The 18,179-nt window shown below is 63.5% G+C and carries 13 protein-coding genes, 1 tRNA gene and 2 rRNA genes; 10 read left to right on the plus strand and 6 right to left on the minus strand.

Translation table 11 applies throughout. From position 1 onward, the window contains the following. The first annotated feature begins 118 nt into the window (after positions 1 to 118). The 3 genes from P0Y59_00020 to P0Y59_00030 all read left to right on the plus strand — a co-directional run bounded on the left by P0Y59_00020 (position 119) and on the right by P0Y59_00030 (position 3,395). A 23S ribosomal RNA gene (locus tag P0Y59_00020) occupies positions 119 to 2,916 on the plus strand. Positions 2,917 to 3,112: 196 nt separating this feature from the next. Next, positions 3,113 to 3,227: ribosomal RNA gene (gene rrf, locus P0Y59_00025) — 5S ribosomal RNA — on the plus strand. Positions 3,228 to 3,318: 91 nt separating this feature from the next. Beyond that, positions 3,319 to 3,395, plus strand: a tRNA-Met gene (locus P0Y59_00030). 123 nt (positions 3,396 to 3,518) lie between these two features. On the opposite strand, the gene P0Y59_00035 is transcribed toward P0Y59_00030, so the two are convergent. Beyond that, positions 3,519 to 4,424, minus strand: a complete 906-nt coding sequence (locus tag P0Y59_00035) for a LysR substrate-binding domain-containing protein (protein WEK00127.1) — start codon at positions 4,422 to 4,424, stop codon at positions 3,519 to 3,521. 85 nt (positions 4,425 to 4,509) lie between these two features. Between P0Y59_00035 and P0Y59_00040 the strand changes: the two genes are divergently transcribed. Both P0Y59_00040 and P0Y59_00045 read left to right on the plus strand, forming a co-directional pair. Beyond that, positions 4,510 to 5,544, plus strand: coding sequence for an aldo/keto reductase (locus P0Y59_00040; protein ID WEK00128.1), 1,035 nt, complete (start codon positions 4,510 to 4,512; stop codon positions 5,542 to 5,544). Positions 5,545 to 5,561: 17 nt separating this feature from the next. Beyond that, positions 5,562 to 6,746 (plus strand): MFS transporter, encoded by a 1,185-nt coding sequence (locus P0Y59_00045; GenBank protein WEK00129.1) that lies wholly within the window; start codon positions 5,562 to 5,564, stop codon positions 6,744 to 6,746. A 27-nt stretch (positions 6,747 to 6,773) separates the two neighbouring features. Here the strand turns inward: P0Y59_00045 and P0Y59_00050 are convergent, their stop codons facing one another. From P0Y59_00050 to P0Y59_00070, 5 genes are read right to left on the minus strand one after another with little or no spacing between them, the layout of a single operon-like run. Beyond that, positions 6,774 to 8,003, minus strand: a complete 1,230-nt coding sequence (locus P0Y59_00050) for a serine hydrolase (GenBank protein ID WEK00130.1) — start codon at positions 8,001 to 8,003, stop codon at positions 6,774 to 6,776. Further along, on the minus strand, positions 8,003 to 9,241 hold the full coding sequence (locus tag P0Y59_00055) for a family 1 glycosylhydrolase (protein ID WEK00131.1): 1,239 nt from the start codon (positions 9,239 to 9,241) through the stop codon (positions 8,003 to 8,005). The genes P0Y59_00050 and P0Y59_00055 overlap by 1 nt, the downstream gene beginning before the upstream one ends. Positions 9,242 to 9,252: 11 nt before the next feature. Continuing rightward, complete coding sequence (locus tag P0Y59_00060; protein ID WEK00132.1) at positions 9,253 to 9,942, minus strand: TetR/AcrR family transcriptional regulator; 690 nt, start codon at positions 9,940 to 9,942, stop codon at positions 9,253 to 9,255. Beyond that, positions 9,939 to 10,901 carry an alpha/beta hydrolase gene (locus tag P0Y59_00065; GenBank protein ID WEK00133.1) on the minus strand — a complete coding sequence of 321 codons (963 nt, stop codon included), beginning with the start codon at positions 10,899 to 10,901 and terminating at the stop codon, positions 9,939 to 9,941. Before P0Y59_00065 ends, P0Y59_00060 begins: the two co-directional genes overlap by 4 nt. Before the next feature lie 60 nt (positions 10,902 to 10,961). Then, the gene (locus tag P0Y59_00070; protein WEK00134.1) at positions 10,962 to 13,298 is read right to left on the minus strand and encodes a TonB-dependent receptor; all 2,337 of its coding nucleotides are present in this window, start codon (positions 13,296 to 13,298) and stop codon (positions 10,962 to 10,964) included. Between P0Y59_00070 and P0Y59_00075 the strand changes: the two genes are divergently transcribed. From P0Y59_00075 to P0Y59_00095, 5 genes are read left to right on the plus strand one after another with little or no spacing between them, the layout of a single operon-like run. Continuing rightward, positions 13,282 to 13,512 carry a hypothetical protein gene (locus tag P0Y59_00075; GenBank protein WEK00135.1) on the plus strand — a complete coding sequence of 77 codons (231 nt, stop codon included), beginning with the start codon at positions 13,282 to 13,284 and terminating at the stop codon, positions 13,510 to 13,512. The two genes, P0Y59_00070 and P0Y59_00075, sit on opposite strands and share 17 nt — an antisense overlap. Then, a complete protein-coding gene (locus P0Y59_00080) occupies positions 13,509 to 14,954 on the plus strand; it encodes an MFS transporter (GenBank protein ID WEK00136.1) in 1,446 nt (481 codons plus the stop codon). Before P0Y59_00075 ends, P0Y59_00080 begins: the two co-directional genes overlap by 4 nt. Next, entirely contained in the window at positions 14,951 to 16,132 is a 1,182-nt protein-coding gene (locus tag P0Y59_00085) for a Gfo/Idh/MocA family oxidoreductase (protein WEK00137.1), read from the plus strand. The genes P0Y59_00080 and P0Y59_00085 overlap by 4 nt, the downstream gene beginning before the upstream one ends. After that, positions 16,129 to 17,016 carry an ROK family protein gene (locus P0Y59_00090; GenBank protein WEK00138.1) on the plus strand — a complete coding sequence of 296 codons (888 nt, stop codon included), beginning with the start codon at positions 16,129 to 16,131 and terminating at the stop codon, positions 17,014 to 17,016. Before P0Y59_00085 ends, P0Y59_00090 begins: the two co-directional genes overlap by 4 nt. Further along, positions 17,013 to 18,134 (plus strand): glycoside hydrolase family 130 protein, encoded by a 1,122-nt coding sequence (locus P0Y59_00095; protein WEK00139.1) that lies wholly within the window; start codon positions 17,013 to 17,015, stop codon positions 18,132 to 18,134. The genes P0Y59_00090 and P0Y59_00095 overlap by 4 nt, the downstream gene beginning before the upstream one ends. Positions 18,135 to 18,179: the final 45 nt, after the last annotated feature.

An 18,179-nucleotide genomic window follows, 5' to 3' on the forward strand; every position in this document is an offset into this window, starting at 1 on the left:
GTTATTAGGCTGAGCATTTTAATCATCCGCACCAAGATACTGTGACATTGCTGCTCTGCCGAGTTTTGGTTGGCTTCCTCGGAAGTCGGCCCAGCGTTGTCGTTGGTGGTGCGGACTCTCAAGCGTAAGGTAAGGGCAATTCGTGGATGCCTTGGCGCATACAGGCGATGAAGGACGTGGCACGCTGCGATAAGCTGCGGTGAGGTGTGAGCAACCTTTGACCCGCAGATTTCCGAATGGGGAAACCCACCTATCCCGTTTAACTTGAGCCGACCGGTTTACCGGGCGGGGCAAGCTAAATGGGGCTAGGTATCACTTAAGTGAATACATAGCTTTCGTGAAGCGAACCCGGCGAACTGAAACATCTCAGTAGCTGGAGGAAAAGACATCAACCGAGATTCCGTTAGTAGTGGCGAGCGAACGCGGACCAGGCCAGTGCCTGGAGTTCAACTAGCAGAACAGTTTGGAAAGACTGGCCATAGCGGGTGACAGCCCCGTATGCGAAAGTGAGACTTCAGGACTCGAGTAGGGCGGAACACGTGTAATTCTGTCTGAACATGGGGGGACCACCCTCCAAGCCTAAATACTCGTATGCGACCGATAGTGAACTAGTACCGTGAGGGAAAGGTGAAAAGCACCCCGATGAGGGGAGTGAAACAGTACCTGAAACGGATTGCCTACAAGCAGTAGGAGGGCTCATGTGGCCTGACTGCGTACCTTTTGTATAATGGGTCTGTGACTTAATGTATCAAGCAAGCTTAAGCCGATAGGTGTAGGCGCAGCGAAAGCGAGTCTGAATAGGGCGACTAAGTTTGATGTATTAGACCCGAAACCCGGCGATCTAGGCATGACCAGGATGAAGGTGCGGTAACACGCACTGGAGGTCCGAACCGATTAACGTTGAAAAGTTACCGGATGAGTTGTGTTTAGGGGTGAAAGGCCAATCAAGCCGGGAAATAGCTGGTTCTCCGCGAAAACTATTTAGGTAGTGCCTCGGATGAATACCGCAGGGGGTAGAGCACTGGATGGGCTAGGGGGTCGCGAGATCTACCAAACCTAACCAAACTCCGAATACCTGCGAGTACTATCCGGGAGACAGACGGCGGGTGCTAAGGTCCGTCGTCAAAAGGGAAACAGCCCTGACCTACAGCTAAGGTCCCCAAGTCGTGTCTAAGTGGGAAAGCATGTGAAACTTCCAAAACAACCAGGAGGTTGGCTTAGAAGCAGCCATCCTTTAAAGAAAGCGTAACAGCTCACTGGTCTAAATAAGAGGTTTTGCGGCGAAGATGTAACGGGGCTCAAGACACGCACCGAAGCTTAGGGTGTGCAGCAATGCACGCGGTAGCGGAGCGTTCCGTAAGCCAGTGAAGGGATCTGGTAATGGGTCCTGGAGGTATCGGAAGTGCGAATGCAGACATGAGTAGCGATAAAGAGGGTGAGATGCCCTCTCGCCGAAAGACCAAGGGTTCCTGCGCAAGGCTAATCCGCGCAGGGTGAGCCGGCCCCTAAGACGAGCCCGAAGGGGGTAGTCGATGGGAACCACGTTAATATTCGTGGGCCTGGTGGTGTGTGACGGATCTCGTGAGTTGTTCATCCTTATTGGATTGGATGGGCTTCGAAGAGGTTCCAGGAAATAGCCCCACCGTATAGACCGTACCCGAAACCGACACAGGTGGTCAGGTAGAGTATACCAAGGCGCTTGAGAGAAGTGTCCTGAAGGAACTCGGCAAATTGCCTCCGTACCTTCGGAAGAAGGAGGCCCTCACTATGCGCAAGCACTTTGAGGGGGCACAGGCCAGGGGGTAGCGACTGTTTAGCAAAAACACAGGGCTCTGCTAAGTCGGCTTCAAGACGACGTATAGGGCCTGACGCCTGCCCGGTGCCTGAAGGTTAAGTGGAGTGGTGCAAGCTGCGAAATGAAGCCCAGGTAAACGGCGGCCGTAACTATAACGGTCCTAAGGTAGCGAAATTCCTTGTCGGGTAAGTTCCGACCTGCACGAATGGCGTAACGACTTCCCCACTGTCTCCAGGACATGCTCAGCGAAATTGAATTCTCCGTGAAGATGCGGAGTACCCGCGGTTAGACGGAAAGACCCCGTGCACCTTTACTGCAGCTTCAGAGTGGCATTAGGAAAGAACTGTGTAGCATAGGTGGGAGGCTTTGAAGCATTGGCGCCAGCCGGTGTGGAGCCATAGGTGAAATACCACCCTGTTGTTTTCTGATGTCTAACCTCGATCCATGAAACTGGATCAGGGACCCTCTGTGGCGGGTAGTTTGACTGGGGCGGTCGCCTCCTAAAGAGTAACGGAGGCGCGCGAAGGTTGGCTCAGGACGGTTGGAAACCGTCTGTTAGAGTGCAATGGCATAAGCCAGCCTGACTGCGAGACTGACAAGTCGAGCAGAGACGAAAGTCGGTCATAGTGATCCGGTGGTCCCTCGTGGAAGGGCCATCGCTCAACGGATAAAAGGTACGCCGGGGATAACAGGCTGATAACCCCCAAGAGCTCATATCGACGGGGTTGTTTGGCACCTCGATGTCGGCTCATCACATCCTGGGGCTGGAGCAGGTCCCAAGGGTTTGGCTGTTCGCCAATTAAAGTGGTACGTGAGCTGGGTTCAGAACGTCGCGAGACAGTTTGGTCCCTATCTGCCGTGGGCGTCGAAATTTGAGAGGAGTTGACCCTAGTACGAGAGGACCGGGTTGAACATACCTCTGGTGTACCTGTCGTTCCGCCAGGAGCGCAGCAGGGTAGCTATGTATGGACGGGATAACCGCTGAAAGCATCTAAGCGGGAAGCCTCCCTCGAGATAAGATTTCATAGAGCCGTCGGAGACCACGACGTTGATAGATCGGATGTAGAAGTGCGGTAACGCATGGAGCTAACCGATACTAATTGCTCTATTTGCGCTTGAGAGTCCCACCATCAACGACAATCCTGGGAAAACCAGCCTTGTCCGCGAGCGTCGGATGATCAAATTGCAACGCCTAAGAACAACCACCTGTAACAACAGGTAAAGCGTGCATCGATTTTGGAACCGTTTTTCGAGACAACCCGCAAGGGTTGGCCGGACAGCCGCAAGGCAGCCCGGTCTGTCTCACCGGCCTCATTGCTTGGTGGCTATAGCGTCAGTGCCCCACCCGATCCCATCCCGAACTCGGCCGTGAAACCTGACTGCGCCGATGGTACTATTGCTCAAGCAATGGAAGAGTAGGTCGTCGCCAGGCATTGAAGCCGGTGATACAATCACGAAAAACAGATCCAGCAGAACCCATTCACATGTCACAACACCCGCCCACCAGCGGGTGTGAACCTTGGCGCGGGGTGGAGCAGCCCGGTAGCTCGTCAGGCTCATAACCTGAAGGTCACAGGTTCAAATCCTGTCCCCGCAACCAACGGTAACCTTCGGCACTTCACGGTGCCTATCGTCGTATGCGACAACCACAAAAACCCGCCGCCCATAAGGCAAGCGGGCTTTCCTGCGTTCCGAGCCCCTCACCGCAGCACTGGGAAACCAGCTATCGCAATTCTTCGGCGAGGAAGTCGACAAACGCCCGCACTCGCGCCGGCGTGTTCGCCCCGCCGACGAAAACAGCATGGATCGTCTCCACATCGCCAGGATTGAATTCCTCGAGCAGGGACGCGAGCCGCCCGGACGCGATGTCGCCGATCACGCTGAAGGCACCCACTCGCGCAACGCCGACGCCCGCGACGGCCAATTGTCCCAGTGTCTCGCCGTTATTTGCCTCGATGTTGCCGCGCACGCTCAGCACATAGTCCTGTCCGTCGCGACGGAACGGCCAGATCGGCTCGGCGCGGCGAAAGTTGAAGCTCAGGCAGTTATGGCCGTGCAGATCCTCCGGGACCTGTGGCGTTCCGTTCCGCTCAAGATATTCGGGGGAGGCGACGATCACCCGTCCTGTCCGACCCAGTTTGCGTGCGGTCAGCAGACTGTCCGCCAACGGACCGAAGCGTATGCCGACATCCGCCTGGCCGCCCGCGATATCCACCACCGCGTCGGTGAGGTTGATGTCGACGAGGATGTGCGGATAGCGTTGTACGAACGCGCCGAGCAACGGTACGACGCATAACCGGCCATGGGAAAGAGAGGCGCTGACCCTGAGGCGCCCCCTCGGCGCTCCCTGGTCGGCGATCGCCTGCTCGGCATCGTCGAGATCAGTGAGAATACGTCGTGCCGCGCCGAGATAGGCCTGGCCTTCGGCGGTGAGCGTCAGCGTCCTAGTCGTGCGCAGCAGCAACCGCACGCCCAGTCGGGCCTCGATCCGGTCGACGGTTCGGCCGACCGCTGATGGCGTCAGGCCAAGCGCTCGTCCCGCGCCCGAAAAACTGCCGGCTGCCGCGACGGCGGCGAACACTTCCAGAGCCCATGCCCGGTCAGTCGTTATCTGAACCTGTGTGTCCATATCACAAATCCTTGGCTTTCGGACGGGGTACCGCTGCGGTCTCTCGCCGTCCATCTGTGCGTCAGCATTTTAGAAAGGGCCAGTCATGGATTATCGGCAGCTGGGGTCGTCGGGCTTGCGGGTTCCCGTTCTCAGCTTCGGCGCGGGGACCTTCGGTGGTTCCGGGCCGTTGTTCAGTGCATGGGGACAGAGCGATGCCGTCGAGGCACGCCGGCTGATCGACATTTGCCTTGAGGCCGGGGTTACCCTGTTCGACACCGCCGACGTCTATTCGAACGGTGCCTCGGAACGGGTGCTGGGTGAGGCGATCAGCGGTCGACGCGATGCTGTGCTGATTTCAACCAAGACTGGCTTGCCCATGGGGGACGGCCCCGGCGACTGGGGCGTCTCGCGCACGCGCGTGATCCGGTCGGTCGAAGATGCTCTGCGTCGCCTGGGTACCGACCATATCGACCTGCTCCAGCTTCACGCCTTCGATGCCTCGACGCCGGTGGAAGAACTGCTCGCGACTCTCGACATGCTGGTTGCCGCGGGCAAGGTTCGCTACGCTGGCGTCTCCAACTATCCCGGCTGGCAGTTGATGAAGGCGCTGGCTGCGGCAGATCGCCATGGCTGGCCGCGTTTTGTCGCTCACCAGGTCTATTACTCGCTGATCGGCCGGGCCTATGAAGACGACCTCATGCCGCTGGCTGCCGACCAGGGCGTCGGTGCGCTGGTATGGAGTCCGCTCGGCTGGGGCCGGCTGACCGGCAGGATCCGCCGCGATGCTGCCATCCCGGACGGGAGCAGGCTGCATGAGACGGCCGTTTTCGCGCCGCCGGTCGCGGACGAACATCTCTATCGTGTCGTCGACGCGTTGGATGTCGTTGCCGAAGAAACCGGCAAGACAGTGCCCCAGGTGGCGATCAACTGGCTGCTCCAGCGCCCGACCGTCTCCTCGGTCATCATCGGCGCACGGAACGAGGCGCAGCTACGCGACAATCTCGGCGCCGTCGGCTGGTCGCTGACGCCGGCCCAGATCGCGGCCCTGGACGCGGCCAGCACCGTTATCCCGCCCTATCCACACACACCTTACCGGCAGCAGGAGGGTTTTGCCCGCCTGAATCCGCCGCTGGTTTGATCGTCGAGGCCTTTTCCATGAAACTCAATCTTCCTCTCCTCGCCCTGGCGGCCGGTGCGTTCGGCATCGGCGTGACCGAGTTTGCCCCGATGGGCCTGCTCCCGGTGATCGCCGGGGACCTGAAAGTTTCCATTCCCGCGGCTGGATTGCTGATCAGTGCCTATGCCCTTGGCGTCATGCTCGGCGCACCGTTGATGACGCTGACCACGGGCCGAATGCCGCGGCGGAGATTGCTGATCGGCCTCGCGGCGATCTTCACGATCGGCAACCTCCTGTCGGCGGTATCGGATAGCTACGGCATGCTGCTTGTCGCGCGTGTCATCACCTCCCTGAACCATGGCGCGTTTTTCGGCGTCGGCTCGATCGTGGCTGCGAGTCTCGTACCCCCCGACCGGCGCGCGGGAGCGGTTGCCGCGATGTTCATGGGCCTGACCATCGCCAATGTGGTGGGTGTGCCGCTGGCCACCTGGGCGGGCGATCAGCTTGGCTGGCGTGCTTCCTTCTGGGGCATTGCGGGGCTTGGGGTCCTGACCATGGCAGCCCTGCGCCTCACCTTGCCGCCGATGCCGACGCCGGAAGGCGGGAACATGATGGCTGAGCTGCGCGTGCTGACTCGCGGCCCCGTCATTGCCGCCCTTTTGCTGACCGTGATTGGCTCGAGCGCCATGTTTACCGTCTTCACCTATATCGTGCCGATTCTGCACGAAGAAACCGGGGCGTCGCTGGGTTTCGTGACGAGCATGCTGATCACCTATGGAGTCGGCCTTACCGTCGGGAACTGGCTGGGGGGCAAGTTCGCCGACCGGTCGGTGGACCGTACGCTGATCGTCACATTGGGAGGACTCTCGGTCGTCCTGATCGCCTTCGCTCTTCTCCTGCGCCATCCGGCACCGACCGCCATCCTCGTGTTCCTCTGGGGCGTCGCGAGCTTTGCGCTGGTCCCGCCGCTGCAGCTTCGGGTCATGGCGGCGGCCTCCGATGCGCCCAACTTGGCATCGTCGGTCAATATCGGCGCGTTCAATCTGGGCAATGCGCTTGGGGCCGCGCTCGGCGGTGCCGTGATCGCCATGCGGCTCGGCTATCCGGCCGTCGCCCTGGCCGGTGCCGCGACTTCGGCTCTTGGCCTGGCGATGGTGCTGTTCCTGGCGCGGCGTTCGAGGGAGACATCCGATGGGCAGCCGCTTGCGGCGGAGGCCTGTTAGCCGGCTGACATTGCCGCCGGCCCGCGATCAGTCGATGATCGCGTCGGCCAGCAGCGTCTGTGTCGTCGCCTGGAGCGGAGGCGCCGTATAGGACAGGAACTGGGTCATGCCGACGAACAGCAGGTCGTTGGCTGGATCGACCCAGAACCAGGTGCCGGCGGCGCCGTCCCAGTGGTAGGTACCGGTGCCGACCGGGACGCCCGCCAGCGCTGGATCGGTGAAGACGATGCCGTTGAACCCGAAGCCGAATCCCGGGCGGATGCGCTGATGGCCGGCGAGGAAGCCGCGCTCCATCAGGGCATCCGGCAAATGATTGCTCATCATCAGCGTGGCTGCCTCGGCGCTGATGATGCGCGCGCCATCGAGCTCGCCCTTGTTGAGCAGCATCTGGGCAAAGCGCGCATAGTCGCCGATCGTCGATACCAGGCCGCCGCCGCCCATCGCCAGTGCTGGCTCGTTGTCATGGTCCTTGCGCAGCGGATTGTCGATCGGCGTGAGCGGCATCTCGCCGGTCTTGAAATAGAGCGTCGCCAGCCGATCGGCCTTTTCCGGCGGGGTGTAGAAGCTGGTGTCGACCATGCCGAGTGGCGCGAAGATCCGCTCGCGCATGAACGCGGCGAGAGATTGCCCGCTCAGCCGCTCGATGATCGCGCCCTGAACATCCATGCCGACGCTGTAGCGCCAGGACGATCCCGGCTGATAGGCGAGCGGCATGAGCGCCAGCCGTGCCATCATGTCGGACAGATCCTCCGCCTCCCAGATTTTCGCGTTGCGATAGGCGGTATCGACCGGATCGTTCGGATCGGACAGCGCCGTGCCGTAGCTGAGCCCGGCGGTGTGAGTGAACAGTTCGCGCAGCGTCGGCGGATGGTCCGGGTCTTCCAGAAGGATCATGCCGTCCTCAGCCGGTCCGGCAAAGGCTTTCAGCCCGGCGAACTCGGGCAGATGCCGCTCGATCGGATCGTCGGGATGCCAGCGTCCTTCGTCGTAGAGGATCATCATGGCGACGGCGGTAACCGGCTTGGTCATCGAGAAGATGCGGTAGAGACCATCGACCCGCGACGGCTCGCCAGAGGCGATATCCTTCAACCCCATCGGATGGACATGGACGATCCTGCCGTGGCGCGCGACGAGCGTGATCGCGCCCGGAATCTTCCCAGCGTCGATCTGCGCCTGGACATAGGCATCGACCTTCGCGAGCCCTTCGGACGAAAGGCCTGCATCCTCCGGCGTGGCCTGGACCGACGGCACTCCCATCAGATGAGCCCCGAGCGGGCGATCGCGCCGAGATGATGGGCGCTCGGCTTGGGCGTGCGCGCGAAGGTCTCGTAGTCGATATGGACGAGGCCGAAGCGCTCGCCATAGCCGCGGGTCCATTCGAAATTGTCGAGCAGCGACCAGCAGATATAGCTGTGCACGTCGATGCCGTCGGCAAGGCACTGGCGAACTTCGGCAAGCGCGGCGTCGAGATAGGCGATGCGCCGGGTGTCGTCGTCAGTGCAGATGCCGTTCTCCGTGACGTAGATCGGCCGCCCGATCCGCTCGTGCGCGAAACGGATCGTGCCCCCGAGCGCCTGGGGGTAGAATTCGTAATGGGCGCCGGTCATCTCGGCATCGGCCGGTGGCGACAGGCGGCCCTCCGGGCCCACCAGCACCCTTGTATAAGTCTGCACCCCGACGAAATCCGCATGGCGCGCGGTTTCGAGCCATGGGCCGTAGAGCATGTCGATCAGCGCCTCCGCCTGGTTGCCTTCACCGACGCCCTGAACGTCCTGCATCGTCAGGGTCAGGCCGACCGGGAAATTGCCTGGGCCCGCCTTCATCGCCGCCATTGCCTTGGTGTGTGCATCGACCATCACCGGCTCGCTGGTCTCGATCGGCGCGAAGAGGAGCGAGGAGAAGCGATCCGATCCGCACGCCTTGGCGCATGCCGCGATCATGGCGTCGATCGCTTGCCCGACACCGGTACCGGCGCGCCGGAGTTGCGCGACGAGGCGCTGGATGTTGGCCTCGTTGAAGGTCGAGGCATAGGCGATCAGGTCACCCAGATGGTCGGTCGCCTTCCCGGCGAAGCGCGCGAAAAGGTCAGCACCGTCGGCTACCTCGAATCCGCCGCGTGCGGCAAACCAGCGCGGCACGGTGAAATGGTTGTAGGTTACCATCGGCGCCAGGCCGCGGGCATGGCAGGCGTCGAGCACGCGGCGATAATGGTCGAGCGCCGCTGTCGAGAAGAGGCCCTGTTCCGGCTCGATCCGCGCCCATTCGATGCCGATCCGGTGACAGTTGAAGCCGAGGTCAGCGGCGATCGCTATGTCTTCCGCGTAGCGGTGATAGCTGTCACAGGCATCGCGCGATGGTTCGGCATAGACGGTTGGCTTCACCGTCTCGCACAGCCACGCGTCCGAATTGACGTTGTTGCCCTCGCTCTGGTGCGCGGAAATGGCGGTGCCCCAGAGGAAATTCTCCGGGACGGGAAGGCGAGGGGCATTGGTCAAAGGGAAATCCTTCAGGTCTTGCGGTCGAGGTCGGGGTAGAGACGGCGCATCAGCGTGCTCAGCACGGCGAGCGAGCGATGGACGTTGGCGGTATTGCGCGTGACGACTGCTTCGAGCGCGAGGCCGCGGACGGCCGCGACATAGAGTTCGTGGATCGCCTCGCCCTCGGGGTGCGGCTCGATTCCGGCGGCGCGGATTCGTTCGCCGCTCCATTTGTGCGCGCGGGTGTCGATCTGCGACTGGGCTTTCGACAGCTTTTCGGCCAGATCGGCATCGGAGCGCGAGGCAAGCAATATCTCCATCACGGCGATGCCGGACGGGCGGCTCATCACGCGCCACATCGTCTCAGGGAGGGCAAGGAGCCACTCGACCGGCTCCATCTCCTCGACCGACTGATTGTACATCGCTGCGTCGTCGAGGAAGACAGCCTCGACCACCGCGACCATCAGGTCGGTCTTCGCGGGAAACTGGTGAGTCATCGCGCCTCGGCTGACCCCGGCCTCCTCGGCGACGGTCGAGACGGTCGTCGCGCTGTAGCCGGATCTGTTGAGACAGGTGATGGCCGCCTCGATCAGCTTGGCACGGGTGTCTGCGCTGCGCTCTGCCTGGGGGCGGCGCTGGCGGCGGGCGGATGTGTCGGCGTCGGTCATCCGTTCATGATTACCGGCTATCGGCACCGGCGCCAGCACCGCGATGCTCATGCCAGATGCTCCGACCAGAACGCGGCGATCTCGGACCATGCGCCGCGACCCTCGGGCGTCGCGGCGAGGATAGGCTGGAAGACGTGCGGCATGCCTTCATAGACTTCCAGCCGGGACGTGCGACCGGCGCCGGCAAGCGCGCGATGAAGGCGGACGGAGTCGCTCAGCAACACTTCCCGAGTGCCGACCTGGGTGAGGACCGGGGGGAAATCCTTCGTGAAGTCGCCATGGATCGGCGACACCAGCGGATTGCTCCAGTCGGCCTGATCGGCATAGGCGCGCAGCCCCGGCTCGAGCATGCGCCGTTCGAGATAGTCGACCGGCGCCAATGTCACATTGGTGTCGCCGCCGCCCGCAAGGTCGACGACCGGCGAGAGCAAGGCCAGCGCCGACGGCAAGGTCTGGTCCTGTTCGCGCAGCAGTAGCGTGGCTGCCGCTGCGATGCATCCGCCGGCGGAATCGCCGAACAGGCCTGGGGACGCTTCATGCCGTTCCAGGATCGCTTGCCAGGCGGCCACGACCTGATCGAGGATGACACGCCAGGTCGCGCGCGGGGCCAGGGTATAGTCGATCGAATGGACGATGCGGCGGCTGGTCGCGGCGGCGACCGCCGCGGTGAGGAGATTGGCCCGCGCCGATCCACCGACGAAGCCGCCACCATGAACATAGACCAGGGGCGTCGCACCGGGCGACGCATCCTGTGGATGGACCGTAAGCACGGGTGTGCCGTTCGCGTTCCATTGTTCGGTCTCTGGCCTGAGTTCGGCGAGCGGGGCCGCCATGATCTGTTCGGCAAAGGCCGCCCCGCGGATATTGGCTGCATCGAAATCGGCCAACGTCGCCGGGGGCTCTCGTGGCGGCATCGTGGAAAGCATGGCACCGACCATGCGAAGGATCGCTGCCGCCTGGGGCGAGACGGAGGCCGCGATATGGAGGCGAGGATCGGCCGATTCGGTCATCATGCTGTGCCGGGTGCGGCGGTCTGGACCGCCGAACCCGCCTCCACGTCAGAATCCGGATCAGAATTTGGCATCGAGCGACACGCCGATGGTCCGGCGCGATTCCGGTCCGGAGATTTGTGAAAAGGACAGCGGATCGAGCTGTTGCCTTGCGACGGGTGTCGCGAAGCGAACGACCGGCCGGTAGACGTCGAACAGGTTGCGCGCGAAGACTGATATGCCGAAACGTTCGTCGGCGGTGCGCACCCCGATCCGCCCACCGAAGATCGCCGCGGGCGCGTTGGTGTTCTGCGGGCTGTAGGCGGCGTCGAAATTGATCCGCGAGGTATAGGCCATGTCGGCCTGGACGAAGCCCTGGATGTTGCCGGTCAATGTCGCGGCATATTCGCTGAACGCCGTCACCTTCCATTCGGGCGCGCCGGTCAGGCGATTGCCGCCGGCATCGTCCACCGTGACGCCCGGGGCGATGGTCATGCATCCCTGCGCCGCCGTCTGGCCTTGCGCGCAGGCGACGAGATAGCCGGCGCCATATCTGGCGTCGTTGTAGAGCGCGCCGAGGTTGAGGGTGAGGCCGCGCGTCGGTCGCCCGGTCAGGTTGAACGATACGCCCTTGGTGGTCAGCTTCGGCGCGTTGCCGAAGATGAAGGCGCCCGCGGTCGGGTCGAAGAACTGGGCCTGGAAATTGTCGATCCGGTTGTAGAATCCGGCGATGCTCGCGGTCAGCCGTCCATCAAAGGCGTTGGCCTTGATGCCGATCTCGCCGGCGTGCGGGATTTCGGGCTGGACGATCTTGGGAATGTTGCCGGTGCCGGTCTGGTCGTTGATCGACGGTCCTTTATAGCCGCGCGTATAGGTGCCGTAGAGCATCACGTTCCGCGTGACATCGAACTGCGCACCCACCCGATACGAGAAATAGGTGTCATGGATACCGGCGCTGATCGGCGCGATGCTGAGGACGCCGGTGAGGGCGCCCGGGACCAGCACGCCAGTGGTCCGCGCATCGACGTCTTCCCTGCCATAGCGTGCGCCGAACAGCAGCCGGAACGACGACGAGATGTTGAGCGTGGCATTGCCGAACGCTGCATAGCTGGTCGTCGTCGCGCTGGTGGTCTGCACCTGGCCGACCGGTAGCGCGCAGAGGATCGCCGGGGGGCCGAACGGCGCAAGCGGGCACAAGGCAGCGGCCGGCCCCGAGGTGAAGTCACCCAGGATATTGCCGCGCTGGGTATTCGTCCCGTCAAGCTTGCTGTCGAAATAATAGAGACCGACGACATAGTCGATCAGCCCACCGGTCGGCGAGGTCAGCCGGAATTCCTGGCTGAAATTGCGCACGCTGGTCGGCGATTCATTGACGTTCAGGCGGTTGATCGGAACGCTGTCGACATCGGTGCCGCCGAAGGTCGATTTGAACGCGCGATAAGCGCTGATCGAGGTGAGGGTGAGGCCGCCGATCTGCGCGTCGACCTGGCCGGAAAAGCCGTAGCTCCTGGTCGTCGTCGCGTTGCCGCCATCGATGCAGCCCTGTTGATTCTCCGGGCCGACGACCACGCCGCAGGCGGCCAGGCGCTGCGAGAGCAGGCTGCCCGGTGTCGATTGATAGACTGTCCATGGCGTGCCGCCCTTGCGGTCGAACTGGCTGTAGTCTGCGCCGAGGTTGATCGTCAGCGCGTCGATCGGATCCCATTTGAAGCGCCCGCGCACGCCTTTACCGGTGTTCCGGAAATAGCTGCCGTCATAGCGGTTATACTGGTTCTCGGGCGCCTGGCTGTATGATCCCGCGATGCGGAGCGCTGCGTTGCCGGCAATCGGCACGTTGATCACCGCGCGGCCGATATAATTGTTGCGCGTGGCGATATCGGCATGGCCGATTACTTCCCATTTGTTCGGGTCGGGCGCGACGGTCGTGATATTGACGACGCCGGCGGAGGAGTTGCGGCCGAACAGCGTGCCCTGTGGCCCTTCGAGCACTTCGACCCGCGCGATATCGAATAGTTGGGGCGGGTTGGTCGATGTATTGGCGAGGGCGACACCGTCGACCACGACACCGACCGATCCCTCGGCCGAGCGTGCGAACGAGATCGATCCGACGCCGCGGATGCTGAGAGCGCCGAACGGCCCAGCGGAGTTGAGTGCCGGCGTGCTGCGCACCAGATCGGTAACTTCGTTGATGTTCTGCTTGGTGATCTGGTCGCCGCCGATCACTGAAATGCTGATCGGCACGTCGTGCAGACGTTCCTCGCGCTTGTTCGCGGTGACGATGATGTCGGCCGTCGCATCCTCCGCAACCGGGGCGGTCTGGTCTCCCGGCGTCGGCGATGATTGCGCGAATGCCGGAACGGCGGCGTTTGCCAGGATGGTCGACGCAGCGAGAATGCCGAGCTTGTGCGAAACCTTCATCATCATCTCCCTGTCGAACGGTCGTTCGCCGTCTCCGGGCAGGGCCAATATCATTCAACTTACAAAACGTACATCCTTTTTGTTGAGTGATTCTGATTTTGCTGTATGGCTGCTTCATCAACGGGCGCAGACCCGATGCGAATGGGAGACGGATATGACGGCGAGCATGGCGCGCGAATGGCAGGCTGACGTGGCGTGGGAGCGCGGTTCATGACCTCGCGCGGAAAGCTGCCATTCGGGCAAAAGCTCGGCTATTCGGCTGGCCAGGTCGTCGACGGAATCGTCAGCCAGTCACTCAGCATCTTCCTGCTCTTCTACGTCACGACGGTCTGCGGCCTCCCCGGTGGCCTTGCCGGAATCGCCCTGGCGACGGGCCTGATGGTCGACGCGGTGATGGATCCGCTGATCGGGTCGCTGTCGGATGGGTGGCGATCAAGAATGGGCCGGCGGCTTCCTTTTATGCTCGCGGGATTACCGGCGGTGGCCCTGCTGTTCGTCGCGATCTTCACGCTACCGACTGGTCTCGGCACCATGGCGCTGTTCGCGTGGCTGACCCTGTTGTCAGTGCTCCTGCGGATCGCGATGTCGCTGTTCATCTTGCCCTATTCGGCAGTCGGTGCCGAGCTGAGCGAGGACTATGTCGAGCGCTCGTCGATCATGGCCTGGCGCTGGGGAATCGGCATGCTCGGCACGCTGGTCGCGGTGGTGCTTGGCTTCGGGATATTCTTCGCCGGACCGGGCGGAACGGCGAATCACGGTGCCTATACGCCCTTCGCGATCACCCTCGCGGTGATCTTCGTGATCGGCGGGCTGATCTCGGGCCGGGTCGTCGGCCGGACGCTTGATCGCCAGCACCCGCCTGCGTTCGGCGAGGGCGGAATCCACGCACGCCTGCTGCGCGAGCTGGGCGAAGTATTCCGCAATCGATCCTTCCGCGTGCTGTTCGGTAGCGCGCTCCTATTCTTCTCGGCCCTGGGCACGCATGCGACGCTCGGCCTGCATACCAACACCTTTTTCTGGCACTTCACCTCGGCCCAGACCCAGATGGTGACGCTGGCGGTGTTTGCTGGCCTGTTGCTTGGCGCGCCGCTCGCCGGCCCACTCCTCAAGCGGCTGGAGAAGCGTACCGTATTGCTGATCGGGCTGGTCGGGCTGGCGGTGTCCGAGACGGTGCCGGCCGGATTGCGGTTGCTTGGCCTGTTCCCGTTTCAGGGCACTATGTTGATGTGGGTGCTGTCGGGCATCGTGTTCGTCGGCGGCATCCTGATGGCGGCCGCCGCGATCGCCTTCGCCTCGATGATGGCGGACGCCGCGGACGAGCATGAGCATCTGTTCGGCGCGCGGCGGGAGGGGCTCTATTACGCCGGCTGGGCCTTCGCCAGCAAGGCGGCGGCCGGGGTTGGTGCGCTGATCGCCGGCACCGTGCTTCAGATCATCCACTTTCCGACTGATCTCGCCGAACATGGCGGGTTGGCGGCCAGGCTGCCCGACGGCATGATCCACTGGCTCGGTTTCTTCTACGGGCCGGGTGCAGGGCTGCTCTATCTCGGTGCGATCATCGCCACCTTCCTCTATCGGCTCGATGCGACCAGCCACGCCAGGATCATGCGCGACCTCACCGAGCGCCGCGCCGCGGCGGCGGTGGCGCTGCCATGACCGGTGCGGGGGGCAGTCCGCCGGCGGTCGGTGTCATCGGCTGCGGCATGGTCAGCCATGCCTATCTCGGCACTATCCTGCGGTCGGACGCGGTTCGGTTGAAGGCAGTCAGCAGCCGGACAATGGCCTCGGCCGCGGCACAGGCGTCGCGCTACGGCTGCGCGGCGATGACGACGGCCGACCTGCTCGACGACCCGGAGATCGAGTTCGTCGTCAACCTGGCGCCGCCATCGGTCCATCACGCGATCGGCCGGGCCGTTCTTGAGGCGGGCAAGCATCTCTACAGCGAGAAGCCGTTCGCAACCCGGCTCGAAGACGCCCGGGATCTGCTTGATCTCGCCGAACGGCGAGGCCTCAGCATCGCTTGCGCCCCCGACACCTTTCTTGGGGAGGGTAGCCAGCGCGCGCGGCGGCTGGTCGACCGGGGAGCGATCGGTTCGGTCATGGGCGGAAGCGTGGCGATGCTGTCGCGCGGCATGGAATCCTGGCACCCGAATCCGGCCTTCTTCTACCGGCGCGGCGGCGGACCATTGCTCGATGTCGGGCCCTATTATGTGACTCAGCTGGTCAATCTGCTCGGTCCAGTGGTCGAGGTCGTCGCGATCGGGACACGGCCCCGTGACATACGCACCGGCCGCGAAGGCGAGCCGATCCCCGTCGAGATTGCCACCAGCGTCAACGCGGCGTTGCTGTTCGAAAGCGGCGCCAATGTCGCGCTCAGCCTGTCCTGGGACGTCACCCGTCATCGCCGCGCGCCGATCGAACTCTATGGCGACGAGGGTTCGCTCCAGGCACCGGATCCCAACGTCTTCGGCGGTGTGACGCGCATCAGCAAGGGCGGCGACTGGGCGGCGCACGGCGTTGAGTCAGCCGGACCGAAGATCGATCCCGCTGGTCTCGCCCAGGCCGTTCGGCTGATCGGGCAGGGCGTTGATCCCATCTCGGGCAGGCCGCTCGGCGCAGACTGCCTGCTCGCGGTCGGGGACAAGCGCGGAATTGGCTTGCTCGACCAGGTGGAGTCAGTGCGGCGGGATCGCCCGGCGCGCGCAAATGGCCAATTGGCCTATCATGTCCTCGAGGCACTTCTCGGGCTCGAAGCCTCGGCTGAAGGGATGGGCCGCGTTGCGATCAGGTCGCGCGTGGCGCGCCCCGCGCCTCTGCCGGAGGTGGGAGATTGAGCGCTATCTGTTTCGTCGGCGTGGAGACTGGTGGCACCAAGACCCTTTGCCGGATCGATCAGGGTGGTGAAACCATCGCTGAGGAACGCTGGGCGACAACGACCGCGGAGGCGGCGGCCGATGCGGTCGAAGCGCTGGTCGCGCGTTCGGTACCGCGTTCGGCATCTGTCGCGGGTATCGGTCTGGCTGCATTCGGGCCGCTCGTCGTCGCACGCGATTCACCCGATCGGGGCCTGATGCTCGAAACTTCCAAGCCTGGTTGGGCGGGGTCGAATCTGCGGGCGTCGCTCGCCGCCCGGCTTGGGGCGCCGACGCTGGTCGATACCGATGTCAGCGCTGCCGCTTTCGCGGAGCAGCGGCTGGGTTCGGGGCGCGGATGCGACAGCCTCGCCTATGTGACTATGGGCACGGGGATCGGTGGTGGCCTCGCGATCAGCGGGCGCTCGCTGGCCGGCGCGCTTCATCCCGAGATCGGTCATATCCGCCTGCACCGTCGTGCGGATGATCACGTGCCGAGCGCATGTCCCTTTCACGGCGATTGCGCCGAGGGACTGGCGGCCGGCCCGGCGATCCTGCAGCGCCTGGGTCCAGGTCGTGTGCTTGGCGACGACCCAGATACGCTTGACCTGGTCGCCGGGTATCTGGGCGCTTTGCTCGCGACGCTGGTTCTCGCCTGGTCGCCCGCCCGCATCGTGCTGGGCGGCGGCGTGATGGCGACCGTCGGCCTGCCCGAGGCGGCGGCCGGCTATATGCGTGCGGAGCTTGGCGGCTACGGAGTCGGTCCGGCCGCACACGCACCCGATTTCCTGCGCCGCGCCGAACTCGATCATGCCGGGCTCGAAGGCGCGATGATCATGGCACGCGAAGCTGGAGGATATTCATGACCGGAACTGCAATGCCGGAAGGGTTGCCCGACTGGGCGCTCGGCCCGTTCACCGCCCCGCAGCGCGTGCTCGAAGAACGCGGCGATGTCACTTTCTCCTGCCTGCTTTCCGCCGGTCCGATCGCCTGGGCGGCCAAGGATGCGTTCAATCCCGGCGCCGTCGTGCACGATGGGCGTATCTGCCTGCTGGTGCGCGGCGAGGATCATGTCGGGCGCTATGCGGGAACGTCCCGGATCGGCCTTGCGACCAGCGCTGACGGTTATCAGTTCGAGCTCGACCCGGAGCCGGTCCTCGCACCCGGAAATGATCGCTGGCAGGCTTGGGAATGGCCGGGCGGACTGGAGGACCCGCGTGTCGTCGTTTCGCCCGATGGCGGCTATGTCTGCACCTATACGGCCTTCGACGGCAAGGTCGGCTGCCTTTTCGTCGCCACCTCGGACGATCTGCGCCGCTGGACCAAGCACGGTCCGGCCTTCGCGCAGACGCCCTATGTCCGTCGTCCGACCAAGGCCGGGTCGATCGTGACCGAACTTCGCGACGGCAGGCTCGTCGCGGCCAGGATCGATGGCCGATACTGGATGTATTGGGGCGAGGGCATCGTCTATGCCGCGACCTCGGACGACTTGATCCGCTGGACGCCGGTCGAGACGGATTCCTGCCCCGATCGCTATCTGACCTGGGATCCCGACGCGCGCGACGGGGAAGGGTGGTGGCAACTCGACCGGGTCGCGGTACCGCGCGCGTTGCAGCATATCGCCGGGCCACGGCGCGGCCGTTTCGATTCAATGCTGACGGAACCCGGCCCGCCCGCGCTCCTGACGGAACACGGCATCGTGCTGATCTATAATGGTGCGAATCACTATGATGGCGGTGCACCGGGGACGCCGCCGGGGGCGTATCAGCCGGGCCAGTTGCTGCTCGACTCCGCTGACCCGACCGCCGTGGTGGGGCGGCTCTTCGAACCCTTCCTACGGATCGATCCTGCCGAAGCGCAGGGCCAGGTCGGCAATGTATGCTTTGCCGAAGGACTGGTCGCTTTCGAGGGAAAATGGTGGCTCTATGTCGGCCTTGCTGACTCGCGCCTGGGCGTGTCCACCGCGCCGATCGGGCAGGGGTAGACGAGGTCCCGACCATCCTTGTTCCCGGTTGCCCCGTCACGTGCG

The sequence above is a fragment of the Candidatus Sphingomonas phytovorans genome (assembly GCA_029202385.1).
Taxonomy (GTDB): domain Bacteria; phylum Pseudomonadota; class Alphaproteobacteria; order Sphingomonadales; family Sphingomonadaceae; genus Sphingomonas; species Sphingomonas phytovorans.

Bases quoted from the DNA above. Each gene is read 5' to 3' on its own strand.
- P0Y59_00080 (WEK00136.1), top strand. From the start codon at position 13,509: ATGACCTCGCGCGGAAAGCTGCCATTCGGGCAAAAGCTCGGCTATTCG.
- P0Y59_00085 (WEK00137.1), top strand. From the start codon at position 14,951: ATGACCGGTGCGGGGGGCAGTCCGCCGGCGGTCGGTGTCATCGGCTGC.
- P0Y59_00040 (WEK00128.1), top strand. From the start codon at position 4,510: ATGGATTATCGGCAGCTGGGGTCGTCGGGCTTGCGGGTTCCCGTTCTC.
- P0Y59_00065 (WEK00133.1), bottom strand. From the start codon at position 10,901: ATGACCGAATCGGCCGATCCTCGCCTCCATATCGCGGCCTCCGTCTCG.
- P0Y59_00070 (WEK00134.1), bottom strand. From the start codon at position 13,298: ATGAAGGTTTCGCACAAGCTCGGCATTCTCGCTGCGTCGACCATCCTG.
- P0Y59_00050 (WEK00130.1), bottom strand. From the start codon at position 8,003: ATGGGAGTGCCGTCGGTCCAGGCCACGCCGGAGGATGCAGGCCTTTCG.
- P0Y59_00035 (WEK00127.1), bottom strand. From the start codon at position 4,424: ATGGACACACAGGTTCAGATAACGACTGACCGGGCATGGGCTCTGGAA.
- P0Y59_00095 (WEK00139.1), top strand. From the start codon at position 17,013: ATGACCGGAACTGCAATGCCGGAAGGGTTGCCCGACTGGGCGCTCGGC.
- P0Y59_00060 (WEK00132.1), bottom strand. From the start codon at position 9,942: ATGAGCATCGCGGTGCTGGCGCCGGTGCCGATAGCCGGTAATCATGAA.
- P0Y59_00045 (WEK00129.1), top strand. From the start codon at position 5,562: ATGAAACTCAATCTTCCTCTCCTCGCCCTGGCGGCCGGTGCGTTCGGC.